General features: G+C 46.5%; 19 protein-coding genes. 11 read left to right on the top strand and 8 right to left on the bottom strand.

What is annotated here, in order from left to right; translation table 11 throughout:
- The first annotated feature begins 56 nt into the window (after positions 1–56).
- Positions 57–2,258: an EAL domain-containing protein gene (locus ACQ4M5_RS23125; protein ID WP_430678040.1), complete on the top strand. Its 2,202-nt coding sequence runs from the start codon at positions 57–59 to the stop codon at positions 2,256–2,258.
- 240 nt (positions 2,259–2,498) lie between these two features.
- On the opposite strand, the gene ACQ4M5_RS23120 is transcribed toward ACQ4M5_RS23125, so the two are convergent.
- Positions 2,499–3,779 carry a dihydrolipoamide acetyltransferase family protein gene (locus ACQ4M5_RS23120; protein ID WP_430678039.1) on the bottom strand — a complete coding sequence of 427 codons (1,281 nt, stop codon included), beginning with the start codon at positions 3,777–3,779 and terminating at the stop codon, positions 2,499–2,501.
- A gap of 181 nt (positions 3,780–3,960) precedes the next feature.
- Here ACQ4M5_RS23120 and ACQ4M5_RS23115 point away from each other — a divergent pair, with 181 nt between their 5' ends.
- Both ACQ4M5_RS23115 and ACQ4M5_RS23110 read left to right on the top strand, forming a co-directional pair.
- Positions 3,961–4,206 carry a hypothetical protein gene (locus ACQ4M5_RS23115; RefSeq protein WP_430678038.1) on the top strand — a complete coding sequence of 82 codons (246 nt, stop codon included), beginning with the start codon at positions 3,961–3,963 and terminating at the stop codon, positions 4,204–4,206.
- Positions 4,203–4,601, top strand: a complete 399-nt coding sequence (locus ACQ4M5_RS23110) for a type II toxin-antitoxin system VapC family toxin (RefSeq protein ID WP_430678104.1) — start codon at positions 4,203–4,205, stop codon at positions 4,599–4,601. The genes ACQ4M5_RS23115 and ACQ4M5_RS23110 overlap by 4 nt, the downstream gene beginning before the upstream one ends.
- A gap of 5 nt (positions 4,602–4,606) precedes the next feature.
- On the opposite strand, the gene ACQ4M5_RS23105 is transcribed toward ACQ4M5_RS23110, so the two are convergent.
- Complete coding sequence (locus ACQ4M5_RS23105) at positions 4,607–6,667, bottom strand: hybrid sensor histidine kinase/response regulator (protein ID WP_430678037.1); 2,061 nt, start codon at positions 6,665–6,667, stop codon at positions 4,607–4,609.
- Positions 6,668–6,738: 71 nt separating this feature from the next.
- Positions 6,739–8,001 carry a bifunctional folylpolyglutamate synthase/dihydrofolate synthase gene (locus ACQ4M5_RS23100; protein ID WP_430678036.1) on the bottom strand — a complete coding sequence of 421 codons (1,263 nt, stop codon included), beginning with the start codon at positions 7,999–8,001 and terminating at the stop codon, positions 6,739–6,741.
- 272 nt (positions 8,002–8,273) lie between these two features.
- On the opposite strand from ACQ4M5_RS23100, the gene thrB reads away from it, so the two are divergent.
- The gene (gene thrB, locus ACQ4M5_RS23095) at positions 8,274–9,182 is read left to right on the top strand and encodes a homoserine kinase (RefSeq protein ID WP_430678035.1); all 909 of its coding nucleotides are present in this window, start codon (positions 8,274–8,276) and stop codon (positions 9,180–9,182) included.
- Here thrB and ACQ4M5_RS23090 read toward each other — a convergent pair.
- Positions 9,176–9,823 carry a Uma2 family endonuclease gene (locus ACQ4M5_RS23090; RefSeq protein ID WP_430678033.1) on the bottom strand — a complete coding sequence of 216 codons (648 nt, stop codon included), beginning with the start codon at positions 9,821–9,823 and terminating at the stop codon, positions 9,176–9,178. The two genes, thrB and ACQ4M5_RS23090, sit on opposite strands and share 7 nt — an antisense overlap.
- 81 nt (positions 9,824–9,904) lie before the next feature.
- Between ACQ4M5_RS23090 and ACQ4M5_RS23085 the strand changes: the two genes are divergently transcribed.
- Positions 9,905–10,432 (top strand): DUF1499 domain-containing protein, encoded by a 528-nt coding sequence (locus ACQ4M5_RS23085; RefSeq protein WP_430678032.1) that lies wholly within the window; start codon positions 9,905–9,907, stop codon positions 10,430–10,432.
- Here ACQ4M5_RS23085 and leuC read toward each other — a convergent pair.
- Together leuC and ACQ4M5_RS23075 are read right to left on the bottom strand one after the other, a co-directional pair.
- Entirely contained in the window at positions 10,395–11,798 is a 1,404-nt protein-coding gene (gene leuC / locus ACQ4M5_RS23080) for a 3-isopropylmalate dehydratase large subunit (RefSeq protein WP_430678031.1), read from the bottom strand. The two genes, ACQ4M5_RS23085 and leuC, sit on opposite strands and share 38 nt — an antisense overlap.
- Positions 11,799–11,838: 40 nt before the next feature.
- Positions 11,839–13,035, bottom strand: a complete 1,197-nt coding sequence (locus ACQ4M5_RS23075; RefSeq protein WP_430678030.1) for a glycosyltransferase family 4 protein — start codon at positions 13,033–13,035, stop codon at positions 11,839–11,841.
- A 44-nt stretch (positions 13,036–13,079) separates the two neighbouring features.
- Here ACQ4M5_RS23075 and ACQ4M5_RS23070 point away from each other — a divergent pair, with 44 nt between their 5' ends.
- From ACQ4M5_RS23070 to ACQ4M5_RS23045, 6 genes are all read left to right on the top strand, one after another.
- Positions 13,080–14,024, top strand: a complete 945-nt coding sequence (locus tag ACQ4M5_RS23070) for a glycosyltransferase family 2 protein (protein WP_430678029.1) — start codon at positions 13,080–13,082, stop codon at positions 14,022–14,024.
- Between the two features lie 51 nt (positions 14,025–14,075).
- The gene (locus ACQ4M5_RS23065; RefSeq protein WP_430678028.1) at positions 14,076–14,417 is read left to right on the top strand and encodes a type II toxin-antitoxin system HicB family antitoxin; all 342 of its coding nucleotides are present in this window, start codon (positions 14,076–14,078) and stop codon (positions 14,415–14,417) included.
- A 10-nt stretch (positions 14,418–14,427) separates the two neighbouring features.
- Positions 14,428–14,850 carry a type II toxin-antitoxin system VapC family toxin gene (locus tag ACQ4M5_RS23060; protein ID WP_430678027.1) on the top strand — a complete coding sequence of 141 codons (423 nt, stop codon included), beginning with the start codon at positions 14,428–14,430 and terminating at the stop codon, positions 14,848–14,850.
- A 132-nt stretch (positions 14,851–14,982) separates the two neighbouring features.
- A complete protein-coding gene (locus tag ACQ4M5_RS23055) occupies positions 14,983–16,302 on the top strand; it encodes an APC family permease (protein ID WP_430678026.1) in 1,320 nt (439 codons plus the stop codon).
- A gap of 79 nt (positions 16,303–16,381) precedes the next feature.
- Positions 16,382–16,771 (top strand): 6-pyruvoyl trahydropterin synthase family protein, encoded by a 390-nt coding sequence (locus ACQ4M5_RS23050; protein ID WP_430678025.1) that lies wholly within the window; start codon positions 16,382–16,384, stop codon positions 16,769–16,771.
- Positions 16,764–17,366, top strand: coding sequence for a 7-carboxy-7-deazaguanine synthase QueE (locus tag ACQ4M5_RS23045; RefSeq protein ID WP_430678024.1), 603 nt, complete (start codon positions 16,764–16,766; stop codon positions 17,364–17,366). The genes ACQ4M5_RS23050 and ACQ4M5_RS23045 overlap by 8 nt, the downstream gene beginning before the upstream one ends.
- A 329-nt stretch (positions 17,367–17,695) precedes the next feature.
- Here the strand turns inward: ACQ4M5_RS23045 and ACQ4M5_RS23040 are convergent, their stop codons facing one another.
- Entirely contained in the window at positions 17,696–18,019 is a 324-nt protein-coding gene (locus ACQ4M5_RS23040) for a hypothetical protein (protein WP_430678023.1), read from the bottom strand.
- Positions 18,020–18,237: 218 nt separating this feature from the next.
- A complete protein-coding gene (locus ACQ4M5_RS23035; RefSeq protein WP_059000457.1) occupies positions 18,238–18,444 on the bottom strand; it encodes a chlorophyll a/b-binding protein in 207 nt (68 codons plus the stop codon).
- Positions 18,445–18,467 lie beyond the last annotated feature (23 nt).

The raw sequence follows: 18,467 nt of genomic DNA, 5'->3' as shown, positions 1-18,467 counted from the left end.
AGAGTCATCGTTTCTCAGATGTCTTTCTATTGCGTCATTTTCCCAAGGTAGCAGGCATGGCAAAGTCGATCGATCTGGAGACCTCCAATCAGCCAAACTCGGCAGTAGATCCCAATCCTGCATCCGCTCTGATGAAAGAACCCGAATGGCTACTGCAAACCGTTGTTGAAAACCTCAATGATGGTGTTGTAATCACCGATTCACAAGATCAAGTCCTATACGTCAACTCACGGCTTGCTAAATTAGTAGGCTGTTCAGTAGGCGAAATGGTTGGGAAGCCCGCGCATCACTTTTTCCACGCGATCGAAGGCTGGTTCGATTTCCAGGGCACATCCAAAGAGGCACAACCCTTTTACGGATGGAAAGAGGGACAACTCCGCCGCAAAGATGGACGAAAGTTTTGGGCAGAAGTAAACGTAACTCTGCTGTGTAATTCTGTTGGAGAAGCGACCGGAACCTTGATCACGGTTAAAGATATTACTGAGCGCAAATGGCTCGAAGAATACTTGCGCCTGCTCGAATCTGTAGTTGTGAACGCGAATGAGATTGTGATGATTTCGCAGACCGAAGAAGCGATCGACGATCCACTAAGTCTCAGAATTATTTACGTGAACGATGCGTTTTCGCGCACGACTGGGTATTCATCCGGTGAAGCGATCGGCAAATCTGCGCTCGTGTTACTCGGTGAAAAAACTTCGAGGATGGAAGTCGATCGAATTCGTGACACATTGAAAGCGTTTGAACCTGTTCGGGCGGAAGTGATTCTTTATCGCAAGAACGGGTCGCATTTCTGGGTCGATGTCAATATGGTTCCGATTCGTAATGAACAGGGACAGGTCACTCATTTTGTCTCTGTGATGCGAGAAGTCACCGAGCGAAAAATCGTTGAAGAACAACTGCGTCGGAATGCGTTCCACGATTCGCTGACGGGCTTACCAAACCGCTTACTATTCATGGAACGGCTAAGTCAAACTGTGGAACGTGCGAACGATAATCCTGCTTATCGATTTGCATTATTGTTCCTCGATCTCGATCGCTTCAAAGTGATCAACGATAGTTTGGGGCACATGATCGGGGATCAATTATTGATTGCGATCGCACGTCGATTAGAGGCGTGTCTCAGTAAAAACGACACGGTGGCAAGACTCGGTGGCGATGAATTTACGATTTTGCTCGAAAATATTCAGAGCGACAACGATGCGACAAAAATAGCAGAACGAGTTCAGCAAGCCCTTTCCACACCGTTTAATTTGAATGGGCATGAAGTGTTTACTTCTGCGAGTATCGGGATCACGCTTTCCTCAACAGATTTCGATCGACCGGAAGACTTGCTGCGGGGTGCAGATATCGCCATGTATCGCGCTAAAGCTCAAGGAAAAGCTTGCCACGAGGTGTTTGACACCGATATGCACACGCACGTAGTCGCGTTAATGCAGTTGGAAAACGACTTGCGAAAAGCAGTGGAGCGGCAAGACTTTGAACTGTACTATCAACCGATCGTCGCACTGGCAACCGGACGAATTATGGGCTTTGAAGCTTTAATTCGATGGCAGCATCCCGAACAAGGCATCATTTCACCTGGAAAATTTGTGCCGATCGCGGAAGAAACCGGATTGATTATTCCGCTCGGACAGTGGGTTTTGCGCGAAGCTTGCCGCCAGTTGAAACGTTGGCAAGATGAATTTGCGCCAGAACCGCCCTTAACAATTAGCGTTAATCTCTCCAGTCGGCAATTCTCACAGCCCAGTTTGATCAATCAAATCCGGCAAATTCTGACGGAGACTGGAGTGGATGCCCACTGTATCAAGCTCGAAATCACCGAAAGCGCGATCATGGAGAACACCGAATCCGCGATGGATATGTTGCTCCAACTCAAGGCGATGGGAATCCAGCTTTCCGTTGATGATTTTGGTACAGGCTACTCGTCGTTAGGATATCTCTACCGCTTCCCGATGGATGTGTTGAAAATCGATCGCTCTTTTGTCAGCCGCGTCGATATTGATGGCGAAAAGTTAGAACTCGTTCGCACGATCATTACGCTGGCATGGAATCTCGGCATGGATGTGGTCGCGGAAGGAGTCGAAACGAACAAGCAACTCGCACAGTTAAAAGCGCTGAAATGCGAATATGCTCAAGGCTATCTTTTCTCGAAGCCACTGACCCGAATTGATGCGGCAAAACTAATTCCGAAATCCCACCCATTTCTACATCTAACGCAGATCTCGCCGTCCAATGGCAGACTTGCAGAGGATATTTAATTCGCCGATTTTCACGGAAGAGGTTATATTGATTTGCCCACGCATTAGTACGCTGATACCAAATCAATCTATTCATGCCACAGATCCTTCGCTCCCTAAAATCCCCCAATTCTGGGGGACTTTGATTCTTATTCCCCCAAACTTGGGGGTTAGGGGGCAACGCGAATCTGTAGCACTCAAAAATCAATTTGGTATGAGAGTGTGAACTCATTGATTGAATCGTTTTAGAATTGCCGTTTTCTACAGCGTCAGAGATTGAGCATTCGTTTCAATCAGTTTCGCCAAATCTCGCAAGAACGCAGCCGCATCCGCTCCATAAATAATCCGGTGATCGCAAGTAATATTCACCTGCATTTGGCGACGAACGCCCAACATTCCGTCATCATTCGCAACGACATTGGCACGAGAAGCCCCGATCGCTAAAATCGATCCCTGTCCGGGTGGCAAAATTGCGTCAAACGTATCGACTCCGAACATTCCCAAGTTTGAAAGCGTGAAAGTTCCAGAACTATATTCGTCGGGTTGAAGTTGTTTCGATCGTGCTCGATCGACTAAATCTTTCCAATTCCGAGACAGAGAATAAAGATCCTGCTGATCTGCATTTTTCAATACAGGCGTGATCAATCCCCCATCTTCCATCGCAACCGCAACTGCAATGTTGATTCCTGCATTAAAGTGAATGCCATTCTCAACATAACTCGAATACAGCAATGGATGTTTTTGTAATGTCACTGCGACCGCTTTCGCAAGTAGCGCCGTCATTGTTACACCTTTGGATTTCACTTGCTTGTAGAGCTTATCTAGTGAATCAGTCGTGATCGTGTAGCCCACTCGGAACACAGGAACGTCCAAGCTCGCCATCATGTTCCGTACGACCGCAGTTTGAAGCGTGGTCATCGGTTGAATTTGACCGGGTTGGCTTGGAGCAGGGGCAGCAGGTCTAGGAGCAGCAGCGGCAACCGGAGCAGGAGTAGCAGGTTTGGCGGGAGCAGCGGGAGCAGTCGGTTTGGAGACTGTTTTGCCAGCAGCAGCTTCCACATCTTCCGCCACAATCCGACCGTGAGGACCACTACCCGCCAGCGTGGAGAGTTCAACTTTCAGATCCTTCGCCAGTTTACGGGCGCGAGGAGAAGCCACAATTCGACCATTCTTCGGAGCCGCACTGGTTCCATTTGCCGAAGCAGCAACGGCAACGGGTTCGGGAGCGGCAACAGGCGCAGCAGGAGTATCCGTAGGAACTGAAGTGGAAGCGGCTTGTTGTTTGGCGAGTTCGATTTCGGCTTCAGTTTCAGCTAAAAGCGCGATCGCACTTCCGACGGGAGCCGATTCGCCCGCTTGAGTGACGATCGTGGCGAGGTAGCCTTCATAGAATGATTCCACATCCATATCGGCTTTATCCGATTCCACCACCACGACGGTTTCGCCTTTTTCAACTTTGTCGCCCGGTGATTTGACCCAGGACACGATTTTTCCTTCGGTCATCGTGGAACTGAGAGCGGGCATGAAAATTTCGTGGATCATGGCGGTTATTCAGAATGGGATCTATACACAAGCAGTGCAGATCAGATTGTATCGAATATTGGTCTGAAAACCGCTACGAGTGAACTGTTGTGGCGAATGGAATTTGCGGCATCTTGAATCCGATTAAAGCTCGATCGTACTAGAATGCCTCGTACAATAGAGGCAAACGAGAATCACTCCTATGACTACTAAAGAGTTAATTATTGAAAAAATTGATCAACTTGACCCAGAGCAACAGCAGCAAGTCTGGGAATTTATCAACACGCTACCCAAACCAACAGAGAAACCTGAAATCAGTCCACTTGGCAGAAAACTCCGTGAGCTTCGTGCCCAAATTGTTGCCTCTGGGGAGCCGCTCTTGAGTCGGGAAGACCTCGATCGAGAACTTGCAGAACGACGTGGGGGTGTAAGCAATTGGAACGAGTGATCCGAACATTTGTAGATGCTGGAGTGCTAATCCTTGCAGCACGCGGAAATCCTGATGATTCAGATCTTGCAATCAATATCTTGAGCGATGCAAATCGAGAGTTTGTTTCCAGTCCTTTTATTGAGTTAGAAGTCATTCCAAAAGCGACTTTTCACAAAAAACAACAAGAACTTGAATTTTACAAGGCATTTTTTCAGACGGTTGTGGGCTGGACGATCGACCTTGAAAAATTACTTCAAGATGCCCGCCAGATTGCTTCTACTTATGGTTTAGCCAGTTTAGATGCTTTGCACATCGCCGCCGCGCTTTCTTGCGATGCGGATGAATTTGCCACAACTGAGAAACCCACAAAACCGATGTATCGAGTGCCTAATCTTAAGTTCGTTTCGATTTAATGTAGTCAATTGGATCGAACCGTCGATCGAATGGCTTTAAAGAGTTCGGTGGGTTCGATCGGTTTGGTAACGTGTGCTTTGAATCCGGCTGAAAGGGCGGCTTGTCGGTCTTCTTCACGAGCGTAGGCAGTCACTGCGATCGCTGGAATCTTCCAACCTTCTGAATGCAATTGCTGAATCAGTTGAAAACCGTCTTCTCCAGGCATTCCAAGATCGCTAATTAATAAATCATGACTGTTCGTGAGCTTCGATCGAGCATCTTTGGCAGAATGAGCGATCGTAATGGTGGCTCCTTGTTGTTCGAGGAGAAACGCTAGAAGGTCTCGCGCATCCGCCTCATCATCAACGATCAGAATGGAAAGTCCGGTCAGTTGATCGTCTGGAATGCGATCGACAGCGGTAGTTCTCGGTTGCACTGGAGTTGTGAGTAACGGTAACTCTACTGTGAATGTTGCGCCTAGATTTTCGCCAGGACTATCGACGCTGATTTTGCCGTGATGACGTTCGACAATGTGACGCACGATCGCAAGTCCGAGTCCGAGTCCTCCGAATTGTCGGGTGATGCTACTGTCGGCTTGGCGGAATTGTTCAAAGACGTGCGGTAAGAATTCGGGAGCGATGCCTTTTCCGGTATCTGTAACGGTGAGCGCAATCATTGAACCGCGATCGGAAAGTTCGATCGTGATTCTGCCGTTCTCTGGAGTGAATTTCACGGCATTCGATACCAGATTCCAGACGATTTGTTGAAGTCGGTTGAAGTCACCGGAAACACTGGTGAATGGAGAATTTAACCGGGTTTGGACTTGAATATTTTTGGCTTGGATGGAGAGGCGAACGGTTTCGATCGCAGCTTCCACAACGGTGATCATGTTCACAGGTGCAAAAACCAGTGGCAATTTACCGCGCAGAATTCTCGATACATCTAGAAGATCTTCGATGAGTTGGGATTGTAGTTTGGCGTTGCGCTCGATCGTTTCTAGTGCCTGTTCGGTTTGGGTGTCGCTCATCTTGCGAGTTCTGAGCAGTCGAATCCAGCCGAGAATTGGATTGAGCGGAGAGCGTAATTCGTGTGAGACAACTGCGAGAAATTCGTCTTTAATTCGATTCGCTTTTTCTTGTTCTAGTCGGGCTGCCCGTTCTCGGTCTAGAGCGTTTGCGCGGTCTTCGATCGACATTTTCTGATCGTGAATGTCGGTACAAGAACCATACCATCGAATAATTTCGCCGTCTGAATCGCGCAGAGGAAGGGCTTTTCCCAGATGCCAGCGATACTCTCCGGTTTTCGCATTTCGTAAGCGATATTCAACCGTGTAGGGTTCTCCAGTTTTTAGGCAATGTTGCCAAACGATCGCGGCTTTCTCGGCATCTTCACGATGGAAACAATTTTGCCAACCTTCGCCATCAGTTTGACCTGGCTTGGTTCCCGTGTAATCGTACCAGCGTTGATTAAAGTATTCATGATAGCCATCCGGTCGCGTGATCCAAAACATTTGCGGCATGGTATCTGCCAGTGTTTTATAGATCAGTTGACTTTCTTCTAACGCATCCTCTGTTCGTTTTAGTTTCGTAATATCTGTTTGTGATCCGGTCACTCGAATTGCGCGTTCACTGTCAGACCAAATGGCTTGACCTCGATCGAGCACCCAAACAATCGTTCCATCCCGACGCAAAATTCGGTATTCGTCGCTGTACTGTCCTGATCCTTGAGTGAGATAGCGCTGAAACTCGTGAAGAACTCGATCGCGATCTTCTGGATGAATCGTTTCGCACCAGACTTCTACCGAATCAGAAATTGGCTCATCGGCTGGAAGTCCGCGCAGTTCTTTCCAGCGATCGGACACGTACCACTGATCCGCAATCACGTCCCAATCCCAAAACCCGTCTTGACTGCCTTGAACAAATCGCTCCAATCGAGCTTCGGTGTTTCTAAGGGCGGCTTCTGTTTGCTGGAGTCGTTCCAAAACTTGCGAATAGGTCAACTTCGCCTCAGAGAACTCTGTGCTGGACTGCCCCTCTGAGTAAGGATGTAGATAGATTTCATACGAATCGCTTGATCGTTCTGGCATGACCCATTTCAAGAAGAACTCCCGCCCGGAGGCATTCTAACCAGACTAGCTCTATCGATAGGCAGTCACTTCTATCCAAAGGTAGAGCCGCGATCGCGCTTAAAGAAATCGCCAATCAAATACAGCGATCCACAAAAAACGGTGAGATCCGATCGCTGAGTCGAAACTTCCAAGGCAGTTGGAACATCGGAATAAATTTGACAAGATTTCAGATCTGGACAGATTCCTTTTGCAAGCGTGGCAAGTTCTAACGGATCAGCCGAACTGTGATCGGGAACGGGAACTAATAAGAGAGAATCTTGCGATCGCAAAAGTGCCTTAAAAATATCTGCATGATCTTTAGTCGATAGCATTCCCATGACCCACTGAACCGGAGTTTTTCCAATTTGATCAATGTATTGTCGTAATGCTTCTGCGCTTGCTGGATTGTGTGCGCCATCAATCAAAATTCGATTTCCTTTCCAGTCATACCACTGCATTCTTCCTGCCCAGGTTGTGTTCTGGATACCATTGATAATTGCATTATCAGAAATATTCCAGTTCTGTTGTCTGAGACATTGAATTGCAGCGATCGCTAATGCAGAATTGTGTAATTGGATTTCACCTTGCAGCGGTAATCGATATTTGAAAGAATCGTATTGCGCTAGACCGTCGATCAGTTGTGCAGATTCAGGATAAACAACGGGGCAGTTTACATCGGCAATTCGTCGATCGATAACCGCTTTCGCTTCCGGTGGCAATTGTCCAATCACTGCGGGACAGCCTGACTTTAAAATCCCAGCTTTTTCACCCGCAATACTCGACAACGTAAATCCTAATCTTTGCCAATGCTCTCGACTAATCGAAACAATCACACTCACTAACGGATGTTCGATTACATTTGTTGCATCTAATCGTCCTCCTAACCCAACCTCAATCACAGCAATATCAACCTTTTGTTCTGCGAAGTACAACCACATTGCAGCAGTTAGCACTTCAAACTGAGTCGGAGAACAAGTTGGATCAACTTTAGATTGAACTTTGAGCAGAGATTCGTAGAGTCCTTCAGGCTCGATCGAACAATTATTAATACAAATCCGCTCCGTCCAATCGATCAAATGTGGCGAAGTATAGCGTCCAGTTTTATAGCCTGCTTCAGTCAAAATCGTTGATAAATACGCGCAAACAGAACCTTTTCCATTACTGCCTGCCACATGAATCACGGGGACTTGTTCCTGCGGATTGCCCAAGTCTGCCAATAGCTTCAAACTCGCCTCTAAACCGAGATGTACTCCGAAACGCTCGTAAGAGTAAAGCAGCGCTTCTATCTTTTGAATCGTGTCCAAATTTGCCATGTCCGAAAATTGCGATCGTCTAAGAGGATGTTTGAGAAGGATAAAAAGCGGCTTTGCTTCGCTGGGAGTCCGCCCGGAAATGAATCTCCGGGCTAATGGAGGAAACCCCGCTGAAGCGGGCTAAGAGAGTCATACGGGGTTCTTAGCCCAGTTTAGTGGGCTTCCCGCGATTAGCCCGGAGATTCATTTCCGGGCGAGTGAATGCGATGAACGATTGCTTTTCAAACACCTTCTAACTCTACAATAGAGGACGATTTATTGCGATCGCTGCTATGGCTACTGTGACTGTTCGCGTTCCTGCGACTACTGCAAATCTTGGGGCGGGTTTTGACTGTGTTGGAGCCGCTCTGACCCTGTATAACGACTTTCGATTTTCGGAGATTGAGACGGGCTTAAAGATCACGGCAACTGGAACAGAAGCCGATCGCGTTTCTTTGGGAACGAGCAATTTGGTGTATCAGGCATTTGTGAAATTGTTCGATCGAATTGGTCGAGCCGTTCCTGCGATTCAACTCGACATCAAAATGGATGTTCCACTGGCACGCGGTTTAGGCAGTTCTGCAACTGCGATCGTCGGTGGATTAGTCGGCGCAAATGAACTGGCTGGATCACCGCTGTCTCAGTCTGAAATTGCAGAGTTCGCTACGGAAATTGAAGGGCATCCAGACAATGTTGTGCCTGCTTTAATCGGGGGCTGTCGATTAGCAGCATCGGGTCTCGATCGAGCTTGGGAAATCTGTAATTTACCTTGGCATTCGAGCATTGTTCCGATTGTGGCAATTCCGAATTTTGAACTCTCAACTGCTGAAGCTCGAAGTGTTCTACCTGCCACTTATAGTCGTGCAGATGCGATCTTTAATGCCTCTCATCTAGGACTATTAATTCGAGGCTTGGAAAGTGGGAATGCAGACTGGTTAGAAGCAGCTTTGCAAGATCGAATTCATCAACCGTATCGGGAGAAGTTGATCAAAGGATATGAAACCGTAAGAACTGCTGCGATCGACTCTGGTGCTTTTGGTATGGTGATTAGTGGAGCCGGATCGACTGTATTAGCGTTAGCGCATCAAGACAAAGCAGAATCCGTTAATGCAGCAATGGAGCAGGCTTGGACGGAATTGGGAATCGGAGTGCAAGTGAAAAATTTAGCGATCGACACTCAGGGTACGAGCTTGATTTATTGATTTTGAAACTGTGTCATTAACCAAATGTTCATTGCTGACTGCTCTTCTTGATCGTTTAACTGTAAAGCTTGTTCTAAAATTTCTAGCTTTAATCCAGGAAGCGCGATCGATTCACGAATTCGCCGAATTGTTCCATCGGGCGCAAGCGAGAATGCGAGAATCTGCTTTGTTCGGACATTGATATTCCAATATTCAGGAATACCTAAATCTTCATATTGCAGACGCTTTTCACCCAAGTCATCGGAGAGCGAGGTATCTGAAATCTCAACAACTAAATCCGGTAAAGGGTAAATATTCAGGTCTACGACTCGTGTTCCGCGAGGAATTGTTTTTGCACGATCGCCAATGTAATAAGACAAATCTGGCTGAAATTCAGTTACACCAGTTTTCCGATACGAACACCCATCCCGACCTTTAATTCGGATGCCTTTAAGTGCTGCATATATTCCCACGCTCATGGAGATGGCAAGGTGATCGTCAGAGTGGTCAGCGCCAGTAGACATCGGTTCAAATCTCATTCTTTTCTCATAGTAATATCCTTTGAGCTTGGTTGAAGCAGGATCATCCGCGATTTTGACAAACTCTTCCCAAGCCGCAGGAATCCAAGTATTGAGCGAGATTTGAGTTTCTAATAAAGTCATCACATTGGCTCATGAGCGATCGTTCCCCTCTATTCTACCGCCGCTCCCTTACACTAAAAGTGAACTTTAATCTCTTCCCCTATGCTGAAACGGATTGTTCTCTCATGCTTGATGGGTTGCTTGTTTTGGTTGAGTACCATTCCAAATGCCGTTGCACTTCCAATCAATCCTACGATCGCAAGTTTGTTCTCTTTCTCAGGAACTCGTCCATCGAACTTAGGATTAAACAACGATCGATTTGCAGATTGTCCTAGCACTCCGAATTGTGTCAGCAGTTTTAGCACTGATCCGACTCATAGGATCGAACCAATTCAATTCTCGACTGAGCCTGACAAGGCATTCTCTGAATTGAAACAAACGATCGAATCTTTGCCTAGAACCAAGATTATTCAGGCTTCGGATCAATATATCTATGCTGAATTCACCAGCAAAATTATGGGCTTTGTGGATGATGTTGAGTTTTATCTCGATCGAGCAGCGAATGAGATTCAAGTGCGATCGGCATCTCGATTAGGAGAATCGGATTTAGGTGTAAATCGTCAGCGGATTGAATCGATTCGCACTCGATCGCTTACATCAGTTCCCGCACGTCAGTCACTCTCCCAGTAATTGCGGCGGCGGCGACCATTGCAGGACTCATCAGTAAAGTGCGTCCTGAAGCCGATCCTTGTCGTCCTTTGAAGTTCCGATTCGAGGACGACGCGCTAATTTGCCGACCTTGCAACTTATCAGGATTCATCGCCAAACACATTGAACAGCCGGGTTCGCGCCACTCAAAACCCGCTTCTGTGAAGATACGATCGAGTCCTTCTTGTTCTGCTTGATGTTTCACGCGCTCTGATCCCGGTACGACAAAAGCTTTTACCCCGTCTGCGACTCGTCGCCCTTGAGCCACTCGCGCTGCTTCTCTCAGGTCAGAAATTCGCCCATTCGTACAGCTTCCGATAAAGCACACATCGATCTTGGTTCCTTGCAACGGTTTTCCGGGTTGCAAATCCATGTATTGATATGCTTCAAGTGCGATCGCTTGTTCATCTTCGGGCATTACGTCCGGAGTTGGAACCATTTCTGTTACGCCAATTCCCTGTCCTGGAGTAATACCCCAAGTCACAGTTGGAGCAATATCAGCCGCATCGTAAACGATCACGTCATCGTAAACAGCATCGGCATCACTCCGAAGATCATTCCACCAAGCGATCGCTTTCTCCCATTCTTCGCCTTTCGGAGCATAATCGCGACCTTGCAAGTAATCGTAAGTGACTTGATCAGGATTAACGTATCCGCAACGTGCGCCACCTTCGATCGACATATTACAAACGGTCATGCGTTCTTCCATGCTCATTTGTTCAAAGGTCGTTCCAGCGAATTCGTAAGCGTATCCCACTCCACCTTTCACACCAAGTTTGCGAATGATGTGGAGAATGACATCTTTTGCGTATACGCCAGGGTTTAACTTGCCATTCACTTCGATTTTTCTGACCTTGAGTTTCGAGAGTGCCAAAGTCTGAGAAGCAAGCACATCACGGACTTGGCTCGTTCCGATTCCGAATGCGATCGCGCCGAATGCGCCATGTGTTGACGTGTGGCTATCTCCACAAGCGATCGTCATTCCAGGCTGAGTTAAGCCTTGTTCGGGGGCGATGACATGAACGATTCCTTGGCTTCCAGAACCGACTGGATAGAAGCGAATATTGTTCGATGCGGTGTTTTTCTCAAGTTCTTGGAGCATTTCTTCTGCCATTGAGTCGAGAAAAGGACGAGCGAGATTGTCAGTCGGAATGATGTGATCGACTGTGGCAACCGTTCTTTCTGGAAACAAAACTTTCAATCCGCGTTCTCGTAACATCGAAAACGCTTGTGGGCTGGTCACTTCGTGGATGAGATGTAGCCCGATGAAAAGTTGAGTTTGTCCCGATGGCAAAATCCCGACGGTATGCAAATCCCAGACTTTATCGAACAATGTCCCGGTACTCATGGCAATTTACTGTGGTGGCGTATACAAGCAAAGATTTATCTTACCGTGTCAAATCTCGACTTGAAGAAGTTCGATCCAAAACTTGTAAATATTGCCGTCCTGCCCGTTCCCAGGTGTATTCGGTTTCGATTAGCGATCGAGCATTTTGCGAAAGTTGCGATCGCAGTTCCACATCTTCAAACAATCGAGAAATTGCTGCAACATATTCACTAATTGAATTTGCTCTAAGTGCCCGTTGCTCGGATTGCAACCCTTCTAAACCTCGATCGCTCGATACGATTGGCGTTCCTGCTGCCATTGCTTCAAGTGTTTTATTTTTGATTCCGTATCCGGTTCGCATGGGAATCACACAAACCGTTGCCTGATGCAAATAATCCGCGATCGATTCAACTCGTCCAGTCACAGTGATATTTTCGCGTTCTCCAAGTTGTTGAATTTCTGCGGTCGGACGTGCGCCAACCAGCGATAAAGTGACATCTGGATAAATGCTTTGAAGTTGCGGCAAGATTTCTAGGCTTAAAAATTTTGCTGCATCAATGTTCGCTAGGTTATCCATTGCACCGATGAAGATCAAATGCTGTCCACCCGGATCTTTCGATCGGTAAGGAAATGCGGTGAAATCAACTCCATTGGGAATCACATCAATTTCAGCAGTGGAATTGAAGCTTTGTAATTGAATGCGATCGTCGTCTGTTGTAACTACGATATTCGTAAATTTCTGGCAAAACCGTTTCTCGTAGCGTTTTAGAAGTGGGAGATTAATGCGATCGCGTAATTGATTTTCAGATGTTCCGGTCTGTAATTGATTCTTGCAAGATCCATAAACGGAACTATGCACATTCACGATCTTTTTCTGTTGAAACTCTGGACGCACATAGATTTCATTTACAGAATGTTCGCACGTGATGACATCGAATTTTTCAATGTGTTGATCAATCCAAGCTTGCATTGCGAGGGAATAGTTCGATCGAACACTCGGCGGCGTTCCTTCGATCAGAAATTCTGCAAATCGTTGAATCTTGTTGGAAGCTTGAGGTGATTTTTCAAATACAACTAATTCGCCCGTAAATTCCCGTAACGCTTCAATCTCATCATCACCTACATCTTCACTTCGTTGCGTGAGAACCGTAACAGAATGCGCCTGATTCAGATACTTAAGCAGATGGAATGTCCGAACCTGAGTTCCGCCTTTGGTTGGGGGATAGGGGAACGTTGTAGACAACATGAGGATATTCATGGGGCGATCGTGTCGATATTGAGGGAAACTAAACCTTTCTCGGTATGCCCAAAATTAGTGTCTGTATCCCTACGTATAATCGCGTTCACTTGTTGCCGTTCGCGATCGACAGTGTTTTCGCCCAAACCATTTCAGATTGGGAATTGATCGTCTGTGATGATGGCTCTCAAGATGGAACTCCGGAGCTAATGGAACGCTACACTGATCCGCGTGTTCGATACGTTCGTCATCCTCGTAATGTTGGTAAAAGTAACAATATGAGATCGGGCTATGAAGCCGCGACTGGAACGTATTTCATCAAATTCGATGATGACGATCGCCTAACGCCAGAATTCTTAGAAAAGACCAGTGAAATTCTCGATCGTGATTTATCGATCGACTTCGTTGGAACGGATCACTGGATTATCAATTCTGACAATCAGCGAGATCTTGAATTCACCGAAAAGAACTCCCAAAACTGGGGCAGAACCGCGCTTAGAGAAGGCATTCCTCCAGCATTATTAGAAACAGTATTTGTAAAACAAAGTTTTCAAATTGGTGCAACGCTGTTTAGAATGCAAGCGTTACAAGATGTAGATTATATGCGTCCAAATATTCAGAACTGCGAAGACAATGATTTATTTGTACGATTAGTACTTGCTGGAAAACAGGGATATTACTTGCCACAACGATTGATGGAATATCGAGTACATCCAGAACAACAAGGACTCGATCGAGCAATTCCCTATTTGAAAGACAAGCTGAGTTACTTGGAAAATTTCCGGTTTGCGGGAGAGTTGGAAGAAATTCGTCGATCGCGTCTTACTGAAACTCAATTGTTGCTTGGATTGAGATTGATCGAAATCGGAGACACAGAGCGCGGGCGGGAATTAGTACGATCGGGCAAATCTGCTTCATCCTCCAAAGCTTATGTGGGACTCACGCTTTCCCTATTTCCTAAGCCATTGAGGCAAACACTGTTTCAAACGTTGCGGAAAGTGAAACTCTAACTCGCATTTTTTCTAACCTTGAGCGATGATTGAAACAACGCAATGCCTAGAATGATGAATCTAACACTGCCCTCTCAATTGAAAGTTACCTTGCTCGTCGAGAGACTTGAAATCGGAAGATTCGTCGCCTCAATTTACGAATTTCCAGGCTGTCGAGTCGAAGCAGACACGCGAGAAACTGCGATCGAGCAAGTTCAATCTGCATTTCTCGATCGCTTAAAACACATCGAAACGATTCCTTGGAATGTTCCACTTGAGACTGTCCAACCTGCTTGGATGAAATACGCAGGCATCTTTGAGAATGACCCTGATTTTGCCGAAATCATGGACTCAATTCGAGCAGAGCGAACTTCTGAAGATGACTCTGAAGTTGATCCTTCTTATTATTCGTGAGATAGCTTCAGTGAATCGATACATTTTGGATACAGACCACGTCTCGCTGATTCTTGGCAATCATCCGAAAGTAACTGCGATCGCTGCTCAGCATCAAGTCTCAGTCACAATTATTACAGTACAAGAGCTTTTCAACGGTTGGGTTGGCAAGCTGAACGATCCTGCTTCGATCAAATCTCTTCCCTCGTTCTATTCAAAGCTTTGTGCAACGATGAAGTATCTGCAAACTGTTGAGATATTGGATTTTACTCCTGAATCTGATATCCGACTTAAAGAATTGCTCAAAACAAATCCACCACTTCGGAAAAATCGAATTCAAAAAGATATGCGAATCGCTGCCGTTGCGCTGTCTTTGAATGCCACAGTCGTAACTCGTAACGAACGCGATTTTGGATTAGTTCCTGAATTATCGATCGCAGATTGGTCGAGATGAATCAATGGGGGGTTTTCCAAGTTCTGTTTCATTAGCCTTGCATATCTTCACCGGACAGCTTTGTAAGTAATTCAACTGGAGGGAATAGTCAGACCCTCTATACTGACGAAAAGTGTAGAGACAAACAGGCTTATGGAACCGAATGCAGAAGCGGATTCGCTCAAGCGCGTCTTTGGATTACCGACGCTCGTAATCTATGGCGTGGGTGACATTCTAGGGGCTGGAATTTATGCAGTTGTGGGTCGGATTGCGGGATTATCAGGACATTTAGTTTGGGCTTCGTTTGTTGTGGCGATGGTCGTCGCGGCATTTACAGCACTGAGCTATGCCGAAATGGGCAGTCGATTTCCTAAAAGTGGTGGAGTCGCTTACTTTGTGCATCGCGCATTTAGAACAGATTGGCTCTCGACGCTCGTGGGCTGGTTGATGTTTTGCACCTGTGTGATTTCGATGGCGACGATCTCTAGAGCCTTCGCAGGATATGTAATTGCGGTGGCTCCTCAACTTCCCGATTGGTTGATTGTTCTCACACTGTTTGCTGGGCTGACGTTTGTGAACTTTCGGGGAATGAAGGAATCTTCAGCGTTAAACATTTTTTGTACGACGCTCGAAGTTTCGGGGCTGATCATCGTGATTTTGGTGACTTCTGCCTTTCTTTTGGGCGGGAATACAGCAACGGTTCCTGCAACTCCAACACCCCAAGAAGTGGGCTGGGTTGCAGTGATTCAAGGAGCGGCACTTGCGTTTTATGCGTTTATTGGATTTGAGGATTTGGTGAATGTGGCTGAAGAAGTCAGAGATCCAGAGCGTAATGTTCCAAGAGCGATCGTACTTGCACTCTCGATCGCAGGAGTGATTTACATTCTCGTATCCTGGCTCTCGGTTCAAGTCCTCGATCCAGTGACACTCGCAGCTTCAAAAGCTCCATTGCTCGATGTGGTTCGTCGTGCTCAACCTGCGATTCCACCGATTGTTTTTACGATCATTGCTGCATTCGCTGTATTGAACACCGCGTTATTAAACTTTGTCACGGCATCGCGATTGATCTATGGAATGTCGCGGGAAGGACTATTGCCTGCTTGGTTTAGTCGATTGCATCCAGAACGATCGACACCGTATCGGACGTTCTTTGTGATTGTTCCACTCGCGATCGCGCTTGCAGTTTCCGGTACGATCCAACTTTTAGCAGGCGCAACCGCAACATTGATCTTAGTCATGTTCTGTCTGGTGAATATTTCCTTGCTCGTGATCAAACGGCAGGCTCCTCAAGCTCCTGGATTTCGAGTTCCGACGGTTGTACCAATTTTGGCATTGTTACTAAATATTGGTCTGATTACGTTTGCCTCGGATGAGAGCCGACGGTTGGGATTGGCATTTATGGTGGTCGGAATTTTGTTGATTGTGCTGCGGAATGCCTTTTTGAAAGGGACACTCACGCGCTCTGAGGAATAAATTCAGCGATCGTGGTTTAATAGGTCTTCCATCAATGCGATCTTCTAGCATAGATGAAGCAATGATTTGACTTAGCCTTATGCCAAAGTGGACTTTATCAACCGAATTCAACTTCAGTGCGGCTCATTGGATTCGCGATTATAACGGTCCGTGTGGTCGGATGCACGGACATACCTACACTGTGAAAATTAGCGCGATCGCATCTCAGCTTCATTCGTCTGAATATTGTCCGCATCCGGTGATGGTCGCGGATTTCAGAACCTTGCGCTGGGCTAAAAAAGACGTGTTCAAGGGCGGACTCGATCACTGTGTGTTAAATGAAGTGCTGCCAGAAGGCTACGAAACCACAGCGGAAATGATTGCAAAGTACATCTACGACAAAACCAAGAAAGAGCTTCCTGCTGATATCAAACTGAAAGTTGCGGTTTCAGAAACTCCAAATTCTTGGGCGGAGTACGAAGATGATTGAGCAATTGTTTCCGATCGTTGAAACTTTCCATTCCGTTCAAGGTGAAGGCGCTTGGACGGGTACAAGTGCATTTTTCATCCGCCTTGCTCTATGTGATGTTGGGTGCTGGTTCTGTGATACTAAGGAATCTTGGAGCGCGAAACGGCATCCACAAAAGTCGATCGACGAATTAGTTCAAAGCGCGATCGGGGCAAATTCAGCGATCGTCGTCATCACTGGAGGTGAACCCTTGATGCACGATTTAACTGAATTGACTAAAGCACTTCATCAGGCTGAATTGCGCTTGCACTTAGAAACATCTGGCGCACATCCTTATAGTGGCGAATTTGATTGGGTGACGCTTTCTCCGAAACTCTCAAAACCGCCACACGAGAGCGTTTATGCTCATGCGGATGAGTTGAAGATCGTTATTTCTGAAGAATCCGATCTTGAATGGGCGGAGCGAGAATCTGAGAAAGTTAGCGATCGAGTTCTGCGTTATTTACAGCCTGAATGGAGTCGTAAGGAAAGCTTGGATTTGATTTTTGAGTATGTCAAGCAGCATCCGGAGTGGCGAATTAGTTTACAAACTCACAAACTTTTAGGTGTTCAATAACCTTGTGTTGCTTCGAGTCTGTCGCTGCGATTGAGTCCGCCCGGAAATGAATCTCCGGGCTAATAGGAGAAAGGAGGCTGAAGCCCCCTAAGACCACAATTTCAGCCCACTTCAGTGGGGTTCCCTCGATTAGCCCGGAGATTCATTTCCGGGCGGGATAGCAGATGAACAAATACCCTAAGACCACAGTTTCAGCCCACTTCAGTGGGGTTCCCTCAATCAGCCCGGAGATTCATTTCCGGGCGGGATAGCGGATGGACAAACATCCTAAAATTTACAAGCCTGTTCATAAAAAGACCACAGTTTGATGATTCCTGTGGTCTTGCTCGTTATTCTTCACTCTCTGATTCGGATTTACTCCGTCGGGTGCGTCTTCGTCGAGGGCGACCCGAATCTTTCTGGCTCAGGGCTAAATAGCGTTTTAACGTTGAAGGACTTATTTCTATTCCTTGTTCTGCCAGTACCCCTGCAAGCTCCTCGTACCCGTAGCCTTTATCGAGCGAACTTCTGAGATCATCTTGTAAAAGTTCGATCGCTTGTCGAAGTGAAACCGTTGCTTCTGGTTTTTCAGGCAGATCATCTAACAGTGATGCCGCTTGATCCAGCATCGTTGTTTTCACCTTGACTGCCGCATTGGATTTTCTGTTCACCATTTGCGTTCTCAGACTTGTTAAGCCAACAATTCACTAATATTGTACGTGCTGAGTCTCTTTTTTATCCTCAAAATGGAACAAGTTGTATGAATTCTTGTAGATGAAAGTTAATTGCAATCCCATGTTTCAATTCGTGTATCTCTATCTTTAGAGTGATGACAGCAAAAAGCTTCCGATGCAGCTAACATCGGAAGCTTTTAAAGTATCAAACTAGAGAGTTATCGATAGCTGATCAAGTGTAGGACATCGCGCAAGACGCTGAATCCAGCCAAATCCCACAGCAGATACGCCAGGAAGCCGATCATCGCTAGACGACCATTCCAAAGTTCTGCTTGAGGATTCCAACCGAAAAGGAAAGCGTTACGGTCTTTGCCGTTGTACTCAGTAGCGACGGGAGGTAGATCAGTGCTGTTTCGAGTTTGCATGGTATGACTCCAGAGAAGTAGTA

Source organism: Leptolyngbya sp. AN10, from assembly GCF_050565645.1.
GTDB lineage: Bacteria > Cyanobacteriota > Cyanobacteriia > Leptolyngbyales > Leptolyngbyaceae > Leptolyngbya.
This window is presented reverse-complemented; position numbering and strand designations above follow the sequence as displayed.